Raw genomic sequence first — 13,697 nt, forward strand, 5'->3', positions numbered from 1 at the left:
GTCGTGGGTGATGATGAGTATGAGGACTTACTGAGGCCGTTGCTCCTGCCTCAGCGGACGTACTCAAGGGACGACGTTCTTCTTGGGAAGCCGTGTCCGGTGCCTGCTGTGGCGGGGTTGTATGGGTGGTTCTTTGATGAGGTTCCGCCGGTGGTGCCGTTGCCGGAGGGGTTGGCTGGGGCGCCGTGGAAGTTGCTTTATGTGGGGATTGCGCCGAAGCCTGCGCCCCTGAATGGGGCGCGGCCGAGTAAGCGGACGATTCGGCATCGGGTGAGGGAGCACCTCAAGCGGAATGCGGAGGCGTCCACGCTCCGGCTGACGCTGGGGTGCCTGCTCGCCGACCAGCTGGGGTTGGAGCTGCGTCGCGTCGGGAGTGGGAACCGGTTGACCTTCGTGCACGGTGAGCAGGTGTTGAACAAGTGGTTGGACGCCCACGCCCGGGTGTCCTACCTCGCGGTGGAGTCGCCGCGGGAGGTGGAGAAGGCGGTGATCGAGCGGGAGTACCTGCCGCTGAACCTGAGCGACAACCGGCACAACCCGTTCTTCGAGGAGCTCACCCGCATCCGGAAGGACGCCAAGGCCGCGGCCCGCGCTCTCCCGGTGCTCCCAAACCCGTCAGGCCGCGGCACCGCCAAGCGCTGAACTGTCGTACCCCGGTGGTCCACTTTGGGGGAGGCCGTTACAGCTCGGCGGTTGCTGGGCACTTCTGGGCCGACAGTGGATTGTGGGAGGACTGATGAGTGTGAACGTGCGTCCGGTGAAGCCGCAGGTGCCGGTGTTTCGTAGTGGGGTCGCTGTTGAGCAGCCGCGGGTTGTGGTGCCGGTGCAGCGGGTGTCGGTGGGGAATCCGGTGTTCAGTGCGGCGAAGGGCTGACGAGCAATAAGAGGGCGTTGGCGATCTCGGGGGGTGTGCCGGTGGCTAGGTGGCGGAGTTGCATGCCTGCTACTAGAGCCACGACGGGGCCGGTTAGGTGTTCGGGTGAGGGGATGCCGAGGGCTGTGAGGACTGTTAGCGCCAGCGCGTCGTAGGCGGCGAAGCAGCGGGAGGTGGCGTCGCGTAGGGAGGGGTTGCGGGCGGCGTGGAGGTAGAGCTCGAACGGGGCTAGTTCGGACGGTAGGTTCTCCACGACCTGTTGGACCAACGCGGCCGCTTGTTCCAGAGTCGCCGGTAGTTCGAAGGTCGCTAGTCGGGTTGTTTCCTCGTGTACGAACAGCAGCAGGCTCTCGCGCAGCAGGTCGGTCTGGGTCGCGAAGTGGTACGTGATCGACCCGAGTGAGACCTCCGCCTCCCGTGCGATCCGCCGGTTCGTCACCCCGGCGACGCCTTCGTCGGCGATCACCCGCAGGGTCGCGCGCAGGATCCGGTCCCGGGTCACGACGGCCACCTCTGGTCCCAGCGCTCGACGGACTCCAGTTGCGCGGCAAGGGAAATCAGCTGTCGCTCGCTGTCAGCGCGTCCCAGCAGCTGCGCGCCCACCGGCAGCGGCACAAGCCCCGCGGGCACGTTCACGGCAGGCCAACCGAGCACGTTCCACGGCCACGCGTACGGGCACGCGCGGATGATCGCCTGATCCGTCTGCCACCCGCGTAGTCCGTCGATAGCGCCAACAGGCAGAGGTAGGGAAGCCGTCGTCGGTGTCAGGAGTACGTCAACGCGGTCGAACACCCGACCCACTCGACGTTGGAACAGCCGCAAGGTGGCGTTAGCGGTGCGCAATCCACGCCCGCGCAAGAGGGCCCCGAGACGCCCGTTGCTAAGAGTGCGCGTATCGAGCAAGAGCGGATCCGGGACGCGGCCATGCCAGTCGTGGACGCCGCCTAGGGAGCGGGGGAGGAAGTTGAGTCCAATCAGGCCGTAGTCGGGGTTCGCGACGACGATCTCGTGCCCCAGTGACCGCAACACCCGTGCGAGCCGCACAACAGCCGTACGCACCAACGGGTCCAGCGCAACCCGCACGCCAGTGAACGCGGGCCGCAACGACAGTCCTATCCGCAACCTGCCCGGGTCCGCATCAGCCGCGTCCCGGAACGGCGCGCCAGCAAGCACCTCTAGCAACAACGCCGCATCCCCGACGGTACGGGCCAACACGCCGTCAGTCGTGATGCCGTGAAACAGGTCCGGATTGGACACCCGCCCCCGCTGCGGCTTGACCCCCACCAGATGCGTCCACGCCGCCGGAATCCGCACCGAGCCGGCACCGTCAGACCCAACGGCCGCAGGTACCAACCCAGCCGCGACAGCAGCAGCCGAGCCTCCAGAGGACCCGCCAGGCGTTCGCCCTAGATCCCAAGGGTTCCGGGTTACCCCAAACGCAGATCCCTCGGTTACCGGCCACTGGCCAAACTCAGGCGTGTTGGTCTTACCGACGATGACAGCGCCAGCCGCCTTGAGCCGCCCAACGAGCGCGCAGTCCGCTGTAGCCGCAGGAAAGTCACCCGGACAACCGAACGCGGTGGGCTCACCAGCGATGTCGACGTCGTCCTTGATGGCGACCGGTACGCCCAACAGTGGCAACCGCTTGCCCGCACCAAGAGCCCGGTCTGCGGCCGCAGCATCAGTGAGCGCTACCTCCCGGACACTGCGAAAGGCGTTCAGCGTCGGTTGGCTCTGCCTGATCGAGTCCAGGACCTCGGTCGTCAGCGCTATCGAGGTCGTCGACCCGGCAGCGAGGGCCCGAGCGTTGGCCTCCAGTCCGAGCACGGCGACCTCCCTGTTCGTTCGAACGAACGGTAGCCGGTTCACGCCGCCAGGACCACGGGCGCGAGGATGGGGGAGATGAGCACGCAACCCGAGGCCCGCAGGCGCTCCCGCAGGCAAGAGACCCGGCTGTGGCGCGTCCCGGTCACCCGGGTCGAGCGCGTCACCCCGCACATGGCGCGGGTCACCGTCCAGCACGAGTCGCTGGCGAGCCTGGCCGGGGCGAGCACCGACCAGAACGTGATGCTCTACCTCTACCCCGAGGACACCGTGCTCCCCGAGCCGTTGACCCTGGAGTCGGCACGCGGATTGTGGGCCCAGGTCCGGCCGCTCACCCGCACGTACACCATCCGCAGGCACGACCCCGCCACCAACGAGGTCGACTTCGACTTCGTGCTGCACGGCGACGCGGGCCCGGCCTCGGCCTGGGCGTCCAGGGTCCAGCCGGGCGACGACGTGATCTTCGTCGGCCCATCGCCCGCTTACCAGCCCGACCCGACCGCGGACTGGTACCTGCTCGCGGGTGACGAGACCGCGATCCCCGCCATCTCCGCGATCCTCGCCGCGTTGCCGCAAGACAAGCGGGTCTTGGCCTTCATCGAGGTGGCTAACGCCGCGGAAGAGCAGCCACTCGAAGGCGTCACCTGGCTCTACCGCGACGGCGCCCCGGCAGGCCAGAACACGGTCCTGGTCGACGCCATCAGGGCTGCGACGCTGCCGGAGGGGCTCCCAGAGGTCTGGATGGCGGGCGAGCGGTCGGCGATGCTCGCTGTGCGGTCACACCTGCTCGACGACCGCGGCTATCCCCGCCAGCGCGTGCGCCCCACGACCTACTGGCGCCTCGGCGAGAGCGGCAACTGATCGACTGTCCGGTTGGAACTTCTCACCCCGGGCGCTCGTTGGACTCCCGGGCCTGCGAGAACCGAGGAGGCGAGGGTGCACGGACATGTCAACGGCGTGCGGACCGCGCTCCTGCTGGGCGGTCTCAGCGCGCTGATCGTGCTGGTCGCCTCGTTCTTCGGCCGCACGGCGCTGATCATCGGGGTGCTGGTCGCCGCCGGGGTCAACGGTTACGCGTACTTCAACTCCGACAAGCTCGCCCTGCGGGCCATGCGCGCGCGGCCGGTCTCGCAGGCCGAACAGCCCGCGCTGTACCGGATTGTGCGCGAGCTCGCCACCGCGGCCCGGCAGCCGATGCCCCGCTTGTACGTCAGCCCCACGGCCGCCCCGAACGCGTTCGCCACCGGCCGCAACCCGCGCAACGCCGCCGTCTGCTGCACCACGGGCCTGCTGGACCTGCTCGACGAGCGCGAGCTGCGCGGCGTCCTGGCCCACGAACTCGCGCACGTCTACAACCGCGACATCCTCATCTCCTGCGTCGCAGGAGCGCTGGCGACCGTGGTCAGCCTCTTGGCCAACCTCGCGCTGTTCGCGGGCATCTTCGGTGACGACGACGATGACCGCGCCAACCCGTTCGCCATGCTGCTGATCGCGATGCTCGGCCCCATCGCCGCGGTCATCGTGCAGATGGCGGTCAGCCGCTCCCGCGAGTACCAGGCCGACGAGTCCGGCGCCCGGCTCACCGGCGACCCGCTCGCCCTGGCCTCCGCGCTGCGCAAACTCGACGAGGGCACCCGCGCCGCGCCGCTGGCCCCCGAGCCCGCGGTCGCCGCGCAGTCGCACCTGATGATCGCCAACCCGTTCCGCCCCGGCGACGGCATCTCCCGGCACTTCTCGACCCACCCGCCCATCGCGGACCGCATCGCGCGGCTCGAACGGATGGCGATGGAGCAGTCCTAACCGGTGGCGCCCGCGGCCTTCGCGACGCTCATGACGTACTCGCCGTAACCGGACTTCGCCAGCTTGGTCCCGAGCGCGTAGCACTCGTCCGGGGTGATGAAGCCGCGGTCGAGGGCGATCTCCTCGAGGCAGGCGATCCGGACGCCGGTGCGGTGCTCCAGCACCTGGACGAACTGGCCCGCCTCCAGCAGCGAGTCGTGCGTGCCGGTGTCCAGCCAGGCGAAGCCCCGCCCGAGGTCGAGCAGCCTGGCCCGCCCCTGCCGCAGGTACTCCAGGTTGACGTCGGTGATCTCCAGCTCGCCCCGCGCCGACGGCGACAGGCTCTTGGCGATCTTGACGACGTCGTTGTCGTAGAAGTACAGCCCGGTGATCGCCCGGTTCGACTTCGGCTCGGCAGGCTTCTCCTCGATGGACAGCAGTCGACCGTCCGCGTCTACCTCACCGACGCCGTAGCGCTGGGGGTCCTTGACGGGGTAACCGAACAAGACAGCGCCATCGAGGTCCGCGATGTTGGCCTGCATCATCTGCGAGAACCCGAGACCCCAGAAGATGTTGTCGCCGAGCACCAGCGCCACGGAGTCGTCGCCGACGAAGTCCTCACCGATGATGAACGCCTCGGCCAGGCCGTTGGGCTCCGCCTGCTCGGCGTAGGAGAACGCGACCCCGAACTGGCTGCCGTCGCCGAGCAGCCGCTGGAAGTTCGGCAGGTCGGTGGGGGTGGAGATGATCAGGATGTCCCGGATCCCGGCCAGCATCAGCACCGAGAGCGGGTAGTAGATCATCGGCTTGTCGTACACGGGCAGCAGCTGCTTCGACACCGCCTGCGTGATCGGGTGCAACCGGGTCCCACTACCCCCAGCGAGGACGATGCCCTTCATCACGGCTCCTGTCGTGTTCACCAATCCGAGGCTACCCACGTAAGAGCCGCCCGCATCCCCTATCGAGCGGCGACTCCCCGACAATGCATCGCCACTAGTGCACGCTGGGTTACCAGTGATGCCGGACACCACGCCCTGATGGGCTGGTCACCCGGTCGGCTCGACACCGAGCGTGTCGTAATCGGCAGCTTCCCTGGTCTGGCTGATGATCCACGCCAGGTACGCGGGATTGCCTGCCTGGATGGGCAGCGCGAACACGCACGGGACGTCGTACGGGTGGTCCCGGTCGGCGCGGGCGACGATCTCCGGGACCAGCGACAGCCGGGTGTGCAGGGCCACCCGCGCCTCCAGGTCGTCCTGGATCGCGCCGTCCCACCGGTAGACGGACCTGACCGGACTGATGTGCTGCCCGCACGCGACCAGCCGCTCGGCCACGAGCGCGCGCGTGAAGCCGACCAGCCACTCGGCGTCGGCCGCGGTGATGACGACCTCGCAAGCCTGCACAGGTCCACCTCCCGGGAGGTGGTGGGCCGGGCACAGGGCCAACCCACCACCGGGCGTCAGCGGTAGTTCGTGAACTGCAGGGCGATGCCGAAGTCGCCGGTCTTGAGCAGGGTGATGACGTCCTGCAGGTGGTCCTTCTTCTTGCCGGAGACGCGCAACTGGTCGCCCTGGATCTGCGCCTGGACGCCCTTGGGGCCCTCGTCGCGGATCTTCTTGGCGATCTCCTTGGCCTTCTCCGCCGAGATGCCCTGGACCAGCGTGCCGGTCACCTTGTGCACCTTGCCCGACGGCGCGGGCTCACCGATGTCGAACGCCTTCTGGGAGATGTTCCGCTTGACCAGCTTCTCCTTGAAGACCTCGATCGCGGCGGCGCAACGCTCCTCGGTCTCAGCCTCGAAGGTGATCGCCTCCTCGCCGGACCAGGCCACCTTCGCCCCGGTGCCGCGGAAGTCGAACCGGGTGGCCAACTCCTTACCCGCCTGGTTCAGCGCGTTGTCCACCTCCTGCCGGTCCACCTTGCTCACCACGTCGAATGACGGGTCCGCCACGTGCCTCGCACCTCCGCTGTACAGGGGTAGTTCAGGTCGGCACGGATGGTACCGCCGCCACCACCCACCAGGGGGTCGCCGCGCAGAGGGGGTACCCGTTGGAACTCCCCCCACCCCATTCGGTATGGTTCCCGACGTCCAGCAGCACCGGACACCCCGGCGGGTTGCCCGAGCGGCCAATGGGAGCGGACTGTAAATCCGTCGCGAAAGCTACAGAGGTTCGAATCCTCTACCCGCCACAGACTCAGGCGACCTGTGCCCACGGAATGCGTGGGCCTGGTCGTCTGTCGTCGTTTCTGGGGGGCGACCCCCCAGGCCCCCACGGGGCCGGGGGCCGTAGCGCGAGGGACGAGTGCGTAGGGGCCCGTTGGGTGGGGCGCGAGGGACGAGTGCGTGGGGCCTGTTGGGTGGGGCGCGAGGGACGAGTGCGTGGGGCCTGTTGGGTGGGGGCGCGAGGGGCGAGTGCGTAGGGGCTAGTGGGGGTGGGGCGGGGCCGTCGAGATCCTCGCTTCGTGGAGGTCCGAGCGACGTCCGAAGTCATGGTCGACACGTAGTCCGCAACTGGGGTTACGTCGGTAGTGTGTTCGTCGGTGAGCGACGAGCGCGGTGCCTGGACGGTCTTCGGTGAGCGAACCGTCTATGACAACCGGTGGGTTCGGGTAGGGCTTGCTGACGTCGAGGCGCCCAATGGCGAGCGGTGGGACTACCACGTCGTGCACTTGGCGCGGATCGCCATCGCGCTGATCGTGAACGAGCGCGACGAGGCGTTGATGCTCTGGCGCTACCGCTTCCCGACCGACCAGTGGGGTTACGAACTGCTGGGTGGGCTGGTCGATGAAGGCGAGGATGCCGCTGCGGCTGCCGCGCGTGAGGCAGCGGAAGAGAGTGGTTGGCGGCCAGTCGGGGAGCCGGAACATCTGGTCACCTTTGAGCCGTTGCCGGGGCAGGTGACGGCTCCGGTGGATGTCTACCTCTGGCGTGAGGCCGAACGGCTCGGTGATCCGACCGACACCGAGGAGGTGGGTCGGGTCGAGTGGGTTCCGCTCGATCGAGTCAACGAGTTGATGCAGCGCCAAGAGTTGTTGGGCTCTGGGACCCTCGTGTCCTTGCTGTACTACCTGAACTCACGTCGGCAGGACTAGGTGGCTGAGGCGGTCGGTGGTGTGGGTGTCCGGTTCGTGGGTGGGTGACTTGGTCGCCTTTGTGGGCGATGTCTAATCGGGTGTCCTGTGGCTTTTCGGTTCGGTGGCTTTGGTGGTGGCCGATTGAACCGGGGCGTCTGCGGCGGGGGAAATAAGTGGGACCGGCCACACCCCTGCACAGTGTGGCCGGTCCCTGGCGTCCGCATCGCGCGCGAGGGCGGCGCGATGGGGACGCTATTTCCGCGGGGGAGCCAACCCGGCGGAAAATCTTTGTTCACATATACCCAGAATAGGAGTGGGGCGGGGTGCACCTGGGCTGGACCAGGCGGGGGTGGCTGCCGGTAATTAACAGAATAGCGGGGCTGCGCCGAACGGGGGGCTTGGCTGGTCCGGGCGGCGAGCGGTGGTGCTGCCATCTGCTTCATTAGGCATGGGCAACGGCCTATTTACGAGGGGTGTCACCCGAACGCCGGACGTGCGGTGGTTGGTGCACTGGCTAGCTTTCCTTTCCTGTCTTCTGGGTACTAGTAACGGGGGTTAGCCCATGTCTTCGATAAAGCGTTTCGGTGTGGTCGCGCTGGTGATAGTGGCGATGGCGACGGCGGCTGGTCAGGTCGTTGCCGAGCCGGGGGACAAGAACGGCGACCGGGTCGAAGTCGCCAAGCAGACCGATGCGCGACCAAGCAAGGACGCGCCGCTCGTACCGCTGGTGCCCGATGACGGGGCCGACCGGCCGACCGGGCAGGGGGTGGGCGCCCAGGCGGTGCCGTTGCCGTTCACCTTCAACTTCGACTTCACCTCGTCGCTGGCCTCGCGCACGTTCTGGCCGACCAGCGCGGGCCGGACCTGCGTGAGCCTGCGCGGCACGGGTGGGAGCGATCCCATCTACTTCGGCAAGGAAATCAAGATCGAGATGTGGAACGCCTACGGCACCGACACCAAGGTCGGGCCGACGGTGCGCTACTCGCTCAACGGCAACTCGTACGGGTACTGCTGGACCGGCCTCTACCCCTACCACGAGCACTACTTCCGCCTCATCAAGGACTGGAGCCCGACCGTCCGCGTCTGGGGCACCGGCTGGGCGTCGGCCAGCTGACCCGAGCGGGCGGGCCGCCGGGCGGGACGACCCACGTCGTCCCGCCCGCGTCCTGCCGACCGGCCCGTTCACTTGCCCCCGATCCGCAACGCCGAGGTCGCGCCGACGACGCCGGGGACCCTGGTGACGAGCCAGCCCTGGTCGTTGGTGTGCAGCGTGCCCAGGTCGAACGCCAGTTCCGGCCGGTTCCAGGCCAGCAGCTGCAGCCGGTTCCCGTCGGAGATCAGCCCGTCCGCGGTGGGTTCGAACACCACCCCGCCGGTGCCGTCGACGAGCCTGCCCGGGATCGTTGAGGTGGAGGTCTGGACCTTGCCGATGGTCCCGAGCGTGGTCAGCCGGGTGTCGACGGTGCCGTCCGGCGCGCTGACCACCCCGATGACGCCGTCCGGGGTGGCGATGAGGTCGCCCTGCCGCACGCCTGCGCCGCTGGCCCGGACCACGCCGTTGCCCGAGCGCAGGGACACGTGCTCCACCACCGGGTCGCCGATGCCCGCGGCGATCGGGAACCGCTGCCGGTGGTCGCCGGGGGTCCGCAGCACCAGTTCCGCGTTCCACGCCCCGGTGCCCTGTTCCGGCGCGGGCCACACGACCCCGGCCGGGATGTTGGTCTGCCGCGCCTGGTCGAGCACCAGCGGGGTGCGGACCTCGATCTCGGCCAGTCCCGGCGCGGTCAGCGCGACGCCGATCGCCCCGTTGCTGCTGACCGGTTCGTCGGCGGGGACCCTGGTCGTCGACAGGAACCCGACCGCCCGCTGCCCGTCCGGCACGGTCGTGACCGCGCGCAGCACCAGCTGGGTCTGGTCCGGCTTGCCGGAGATCGAGATCGGCGTCGTCACGAACGCGACCTGTTCCGCGGACCCCGCGGTGTCGGCGACCAGCACGACCAGGTCGAAGCAGGCCGAGATGTTGGGCGAGCGCCCGGCGAACACGGCACGCACCGGTGCGGTGGGCGGGTACGGCGAGGTCTTCCACAGGTGTTCCGCGCGGCGCACCAGGTCGGCGTTGCCCGCGAGGTCGCCGCGCAGCTGCCACTGGGTGACGGCGGCGACGGTGTAGGTGTCCGGCTCGTGGCCGGGGTTCGCGGTGACCACGAACGCCCCGGCCACCGCGAACACCACCACGGCGACCGCCGTGAGCATCTGCACCCGCTGCTGGCGCTGCGCGCGCCTACGTCCGTGGACGTGCTTGAGAACCCGGTCGACGTGGTCCGGTGTGCTCGACAGCCGCATCCCGTCGAGCTCGTCGCGCAGCCGGGCGGCGGCACGGTCCTCCTCTTCGGCGATCACGCCCGCCTCCTTCCCTGCGACGCGGGCGCCTGTGCCGCCCACAACTGCCTGACCCGAGCCATCCCCCTGCTGGTCAGCGACTTGACCGTGCCGACGGAGCAGGCGAGTTCCACCGCCGTCTGCGCCTCGGACAGGTCGAGCACCACCCTGGCCACTACCGCCGCGCGCTGCCTCGGGGGCAGCTGTTGCAGTAAGACCAGCACGTGTTCGCGTTCGACTACCGCGCCGGTGAAGTCGTCCAGGTCGAGTTGCTCGGCCAGGTCGTCCAGCGACACCTGCGGCTTCCGCTTCGCTACGCGTAAGAACTCGTGATAGACGGCCTTACGTGCGTACGCGAGGGCGTTGTCCGCGGGCACACGACGCCAACGGCGCAGGCAGCGCAAGAGCGCTTCCTGCACGATCTCTTCGGCGTCCCATTTGCGGCCGGTGAGCATGACGGCGTAGCGCAGCAGTTGGTCGTACCGGTCTCGGACAAACTGGTCGAAACCGGGTTCACTGCCGGGCAAGCCGTCACCTCCTCTCGCTGTCACTCACCCCCTAGACCGCGCCGGGTCCCGGAAAGGTTGCCAACCCGCCGAGAAATTTCTGGCGGTACCGTCGACGCCATGACCAGGCCCGCGTTCCACCTCGCCATCCCGGTCGACGACTTGGCCGCCGCCCGCCGCTTCTACGGCGAGGTGCTGGGCTGCCCGCAGGGCCGCGACGCCGACACCTGGGTCGACTGGGACCTGGCCGGGCACCAGGTCGTCACCCACCTCGCCCCCGGCACCCGGGGCGACGCCGCGACCAACCCGGTCGACGGCCACGGTGTCCCGGTGCCGCACTTCGGGCTGGTGCTCGACGTCCCCGACTTCCACGCGCTGGCCGACCGGTTGCGCGCGGCGGGCACCGAGTTCGTGATCGAGCCGTACGTCCGGTTCGCGGGCCTGCCCGGCGAGCAGTGGACCATGTTCCTGCGCGACCCGGCTGGCAACGCGCTGGAGTTCAAGGCGCTGGCCGACCCGAGCAGGTTGTTCGCCAGGTGAGCCTGGTCGCGCGCACGGTCGCCAACGGCCTGGCCGGTCCCCGGGCGGTCACCGTCGTGGACGCGGTGCGCCGGGTGGTCGGGATCCAGTCCCAGGACGTGCGCCCGGCCCGGCTCGCGGTCCGGGTCAGGACCGAGGGCCTCGTCCGGTCCGATGTGGACAGAGCGGTCGCCGACGGCGACGTGGTCAGGACCTGGGCGATGCGCGGGACGCTGCACATGGTCGCCGCCGAGGACGCGGGCTGGTTGGTGCACCTGCTCGGCCCCCGCTTCGCGCACGCGGCCAGGGGCAGGCGGCTCGGCCTCGGCATCGACGACGCGCTGGCCGAGGCCGGTGCGGAGATCATCGCGACCGACGAGCCGCACAACCGCGCCGAACTGGTGGCCCTGCTGGCCGACAACGGCATCGCGCTCGACGCCAAGACCCAGGCACCCGCGCACATGATCGCCTACGCCGCGATGACCGGCCGCGTCCGCCGCGGCCCCGACCGGTCCGACACCGAGCCCACCTACGTCCGCTTCGACCCCGGCGACCCCGTCGACGAACCCGCCGCCGTCGCCCGCCTCGCCGAGCGCTACCTGACCGGCTACGGCCCCGCCACCGCCGAGGACTTCGCCGCGTGGTCCGGTCTCCCGCTCGGCAAGGCCCGCGCGGGCCTCGGTGATCGGCAAGCCGCACCAGTGGCCGACCCCGGTCCCACGACCCGCCTGCTCGGCCACTTCGACACCTACCTGTTGGGCTACAAGTCCCGCGACGGCGTCGTCCCGCCCGAGTTCGCCAAACGCGTCCAGGCGGGCGGCGGCTTCATCATGCCGACCGTCCTGCGCGACGGCGTCGTCATCGGCACCTGGCGCCTGGAGAAGAACGAGGTCATCGCCGACCCCGGCCTGGACGTCGAGGCCGAGGCCCAGGACATCGCCCGCTGGAACCGCGGCTAGCGCAGGACCGGTCGTCGGAGCCAGGTTGTCCAGAGGGGGCGGTAACCGTTGCGGTACCAGAAGGGGGTGGAGCGGGGGTTCGGCAGCGCGTGGTGCAGTAGTACTGCCGGGACCCCGGCTCCGTCGGACCGGCGGTGGGCGTGGGCGACCAGCACCGAGCCCACCCCGGAGCCGCGGTGGTCGGCGCGCACGCTGAGGCTCGCCAGGTAGCCGACGCCCTGCGCGGCCGAGTAGCGGTCGCACCAGGAAGAGGCCGGGGGGAGTTGCAGTTGGAGAAGGCCGAGCACCTCGTCGCCGCGGCAGCCGAGCCAGATCTGGTCCAGCGACGCGGCCAGCTGTGACCGCAGGGCGGGGATGACCTCCGGGCGGGGCGTGACCTTCCCGAACGGCGCGTCGTACTCGACCACCGCCATCGTCAGGTCCAGCACGACGTCCAGGTCCTCAGGTCCCGCAGGACGCACCGTCACATCGGATGGTCCGACCACTGGTCCACGCCCGGGCAGCCGCACCGCGATCACACTGGACGCGGTGAAACCCCGGTGCACCAACGCGAGCACCCCCTCGGTGTCGCGACTGGGCACCTCCACCACGGCCGCGCAGTCCAGGTCACCCGGCACGACCGAGCTGTGGATCAGGTCGAACCACGAGTCGAGCAGGCCACCGAGAGCGGCTGGGTCCGCCAGCCGGACCTCGAGCAGGTGCTTGCGCAGCGGGCTCCACGGATCGCTCGCGGGCGTCTGCTGCGACCAGGCGATCCCCGCGCCCCCGGGCACGGTCAGCAAGCGCCCGGTCCCGGGAGCCAGCGGCGGCGGCACCGGCAGGAGCGGGTCGAGCGCGGCGACTCGCGCGGCGTGCCCGGTCTCGATCTCTGACACGTCCATCCGGCCATCCAACCGCAGTACGGTCGACAGCCATGGACGTTTATGTCGTCGACTCCTTCACCGACCGCCCCTTCCGCGGCAACCCCGCGGGCGTCGTGCTGCTGACCGAGGACCGCTCCGCCGAGTGGATGCAGTCGGTCGCCGCCGAGTTGAACCACTCCGAGAGCGCGTTCGTCGACGTGCGTGGAGACGACCCGGTCCCGCTGCGCTGGTTCACCCCCGTCGCCGAGGTAGACCTATGCGGCCACGCGACCCTCGCCGCCGCACATGTGCTCGGCGGGGACCGCCGGTTCACCACCCGCAGCGGCGTCCTGACCGCCACCGCGACCGCCACCGGCATCGAGTTGGACTTCCCCGCCGACCCGCTCGAACCGGTCGAGCCGCCCGCCCCGCTCGTCGCCGCGCTGCCCGGCGTGACCGTGCTCGAGGTGCACCGCGGCCGGGAGGATTTCCTGGTTCGGGTCGCCTCTGCTGCCGAAGTGCGCGCGGTGCGGCCTGATCTCTCTGCGTTCGTCCTCGACTCGTCCAGAGGGGTGATAGTCACCGCACCCGGTGATCAGGGCGCCGACTTCGTCAGCCGCTGCTTCTACCCCGCCGTCGGCATCGACGAGGACCCGGTGACCGGCTCGGCGCACTGCACGCTCGCCGCCTACTGGAGTCCCGTGCTCGGCAAGACGTTGTTGCTGGGCAACCAACTCTCGGCCCGCGGCGGGACCGTCGAGGTCCGGGTGGACGGCGACCGGATCCGGTTGATCGGGCAGGCGGTGACCGTGCTGGCCGGTGTTCTCACCTGCTGAACGGTCGCTGAACTTGGTGGCCGCGGGTAACTAGCACACGTGCCTCTTTCGCCTGATCGGGGTACAGTCAGCGGGCCGTCGGGGTCCCGCCATGCGCCGGGAAG

General features: G+C 69.5%; 16 protein-coding genes and 1 tRNA gene. 9 read left to right on the forward strand and 8 right to left on the reverse strand.

Features of this window, described 5'->3' with window-relative positions; all coding sequences use genetic code 11:
• The first annotated feature begins 153 nt into the window (after nucleotides 1-153).
• Nucleotides 154-642, forward strand: a complete 489-nt coding sequence (locus tag CLV68_RS34940; RefSeq protein ID WP_483902889.1) for a GIY-YIG nuclease family protein — start codon at nucleotides 154-156, stop codon at nucleotides 640-642.
• Between the two features lie 212 nt (nucleotides 643-854).
• Here the strand turns inward: CLV68_RS34940 and CLV68_RS06090 are convergent, their stop codons facing one another.
• Together CLV68_RS06090 and CLV68_RS06095 are read right to left on the reverse strand one after the other, a co-directional pair.
• Nucleotides 855-1,376: a TetR/AcrR family transcriptional regulator gene (locus tag CLV68_RS06090; protein ID WP_246009686.1), complete on the reverse strand. Its 522-nt coding sequence runs from the start codon at nucleotides 1,374-1,376 to the stop codon at nucleotides 855-857.
• Entirely contained in the window at nucleotides 1,373-2,896 is a 1,524-nt protein-coding gene (locus CLV68_RS06095; protein WP_425454821.1) for an amidase, read from the reverse strand. Before CLV68_RS06095 ends, CLV68_RS06090 begins: the two co-directional genes overlap by 4 nt.
• Between CLV68_RS06095 and CLV68_RS06100 the strand changes: the two genes are divergently transcribed.
• Nucleotides 2,777-3,559 carry a siderophore-interacting protein gene (locus CLV68_RS06100; RefSeq protein ID WP_170224119.1) on the forward strand — a complete coding sequence of 261 codons (783 nt, stop codon included), beginning with the start codon at nucleotides 2,777-2,779 and terminating at the stop codon, nucleotides 3,557-3,559. The genes CLV68_RS06095 and CLV68_RS06100 overlap by 120 nt on opposite strands.
• A gap of 75 nt (nucleotides 3,560-3,634) precedes the next feature.
• Nucleotides 3,635-4,498, forward strand: a complete 864-nt coding sequence (gene htpX / locus CLV68_RS06105; RefSeq protein ID WP_121389539.1) for a zinc metalloprotease HtpX — start codon at nucleotides 3,635-3,637, stop codon at nucleotides 4,496-4,498.
• On the opposite strand, the gene rfbA is transcribed toward htpX, so the two are convergent.
• The 3 genes from rfbA to CLV68_RS06120 all read right to left on the reverse strand — a co-directional run bounded on the left by rfbA (nucleotide 4,495) and on the right by CLV68_RS06120 (nucleotide 6,428).
• Nucleotides 4,495-5,376 (reverse strand): glucose-1-phosphate thymidylyltransferase RfbA, encoded by an 882-nt coding sequence (gene rfbA, locus CLV68_RS06110; RefSeq protein ID WP_121389540.1) that lies wholly within the window; start codon nucleotides 5,374-5,376, stop codon nucleotides 4,495-4,497. The genes htpX and rfbA overlap by 4 nt on opposite strands.
• A gap of 147 nt (nucleotides 5,377-5,523) precedes the next feature.
• Nucleotides 5,524-5,880, reverse strand: a complete 357-nt coding sequence (gene cutA / locus CLV68_RS06115; RefSeq protein ID WP_121389541.1) for a divalent-cation tolerance protein CutA — start codon at nucleotides 5,878-5,880, stop codon at nucleotides 5,524-5,526.
• A 56-nt stretch (nucleotides 5,881-5,936) separates the two neighbouring features.
• Nucleotides 5,937-6,428, reverse strand: coding sequence for a YajQ family cyclic di-GMP-binding protein (locus CLV68_RS06120; protein WP_121389542.1), 492 nt, complete (start codon nucleotides 6,426-6,428; stop codon nucleotides 5,937-5,939).
• 158 nt (nucleotides 6,429-6,586) lie between these two features.
• Between CLV68_RS06120 and CLV68_RS06125 the strand changes: the two genes are divergently transcribed.
• The 3 genes from CLV68_RS06125 (at nucleotide 6,587) to CLV68_RS06135 (ending at nucleotide 8,666) form a co-directional block, all read left to right on the forward strand.
• Nucleotides 6,587-6,667, forward strand: a tRNA-Tyr gene (locus tag CLV68_RS06125).
• A gap of 351 nt (nucleotides 6,668-7,018) precedes the next feature.
• The gene (locus CLV68_RS06130; RefSeq protein WP_121390998.1) at nucleotides 7,019-7,570 is read left to right on the forward strand and encodes an NUDIX domain-containing protein; all 552 of its coding nucleotides are present in this window, start codon (nucleotides 7,019-7,021) and stop codon (nucleotides 7,568-7,570) included.
• 544 nt (nucleotides 7,571-8,114) lie between these two features.
• Nucleotides 8,115-8,666, forward strand: coding sequence for a hypothetical protein (locus CLV68_RS06135; RefSeq protein ID WP_147459889.1), 552 nt, complete (start codon nucleotides 8,115-8,117; stop codon nucleotides 8,664-8,666).
• 68 nt (nucleotides 8,667-8,734) lie between these two features.
• On the opposite strand, the gene CLV68_RS06140 is transcribed toward CLV68_RS06135, so the two are convergent.
• The gene (locus CLV68_RS06140) at nucleotides 8,735-9,952 is read right to left on the reverse strand and encodes a hypothetical protein (RefSeq protein ID WP_147459890.1); all 1,218 of its coding nucleotides are present in this window, start codon (nucleotides 9,950-9,952) and stop codon (nucleotides 8,735-8,737) included.
• A complete protein-coding gene (locus tag CLV68_RS06145; RefSeq protein WP_170224121.1) occupies nucleotides 9,949-10,458 on the reverse strand; it encodes a sigma-70 family RNA polymerase sigma factor in 510 nt (169 codons plus the stop codon). The genes CLV68_RS06140 and CLV68_RS06145 overlap by 4 nt, the downstream gene beginning before the upstream one ends.
• Before the next feature lie 99 nt (nucleotides 10,459-10,557).
• On the opposite strand from CLV68_RS06145, the gene CLV68_RS06150 reads away from it, so the two are divergent.
• Nucleotides 10,558-10,977: a VOC family protein gene (locus CLV68_RS06150; protein ID WP_121389546.1), complete on the forward strand. Its 420-nt coding sequence runs from the start codon at nucleotides 10,558-10,560 to the stop codon at nucleotides 10,975-10,977.
• The gene (locus CLV68_RS06155; RefSeq protein ID WP_170224123.1) at nucleotides 10,974-11,915 is read left to right on the forward strand and encodes a winged helix DNA-binding domain-containing protein; all 942 of its coding nucleotides are present in this window, start codon (nucleotides 10,974-10,976) and stop codon (nucleotides 11,913-11,915) included. Before CLV68_RS06150 ends, CLV68_RS06155 begins: the two co-directional genes overlap by 4 nt.
• Here the strand turns inward: CLV68_RS06155 and CLV68_RS06160 are convergent.
• Nucleotides 11,912-12,796 (reverse strand): GNAT family N-acetyltransferase, encoded by an 885-nt coding sequence (locus CLV68_RS06160; protein ID WP_121389548.1) that lies wholly within the window; start codon nucleotides 12,794-12,796, stop codon nucleotides 11,912-11,914. The genes CLV68_RS06155 and CLV68_RS06160 overlap by 4 nt on opposite strands.
• A 32-nt stretch (nucleotides 12,797-12,828) precedes the next feature.
• On the opposite strand from CLV68_RS06160, the gene CLV68_RS06165 reads away from it, so the two are divergent.
• Nucleotides 12,829-13,593, forward strand: a complete 765-nt coding sequence (locus tag CLV68_RS06165; RefSeq protein WP_121389549.1) for a PhzF family phenazine biosynthesis protein — start codon at nucleotides 12,829-12,831, stop codon at nucleotides 13,591-13,593.
• The last annotated feature ends 104 nt before the right edge of the window (nucleotides 13,594-13,697 follow it).

The organism is Actinokineospora cianjurensis, assembly GCF_003663795.1.
Taxonomy (GTDB): domain Bacteria; phylum Actinomycetota; class Actinomycetes; order Mycobacteriales; family Pseudonocardiaceae; genus Actinokineospora; species Actinokineospora terrae.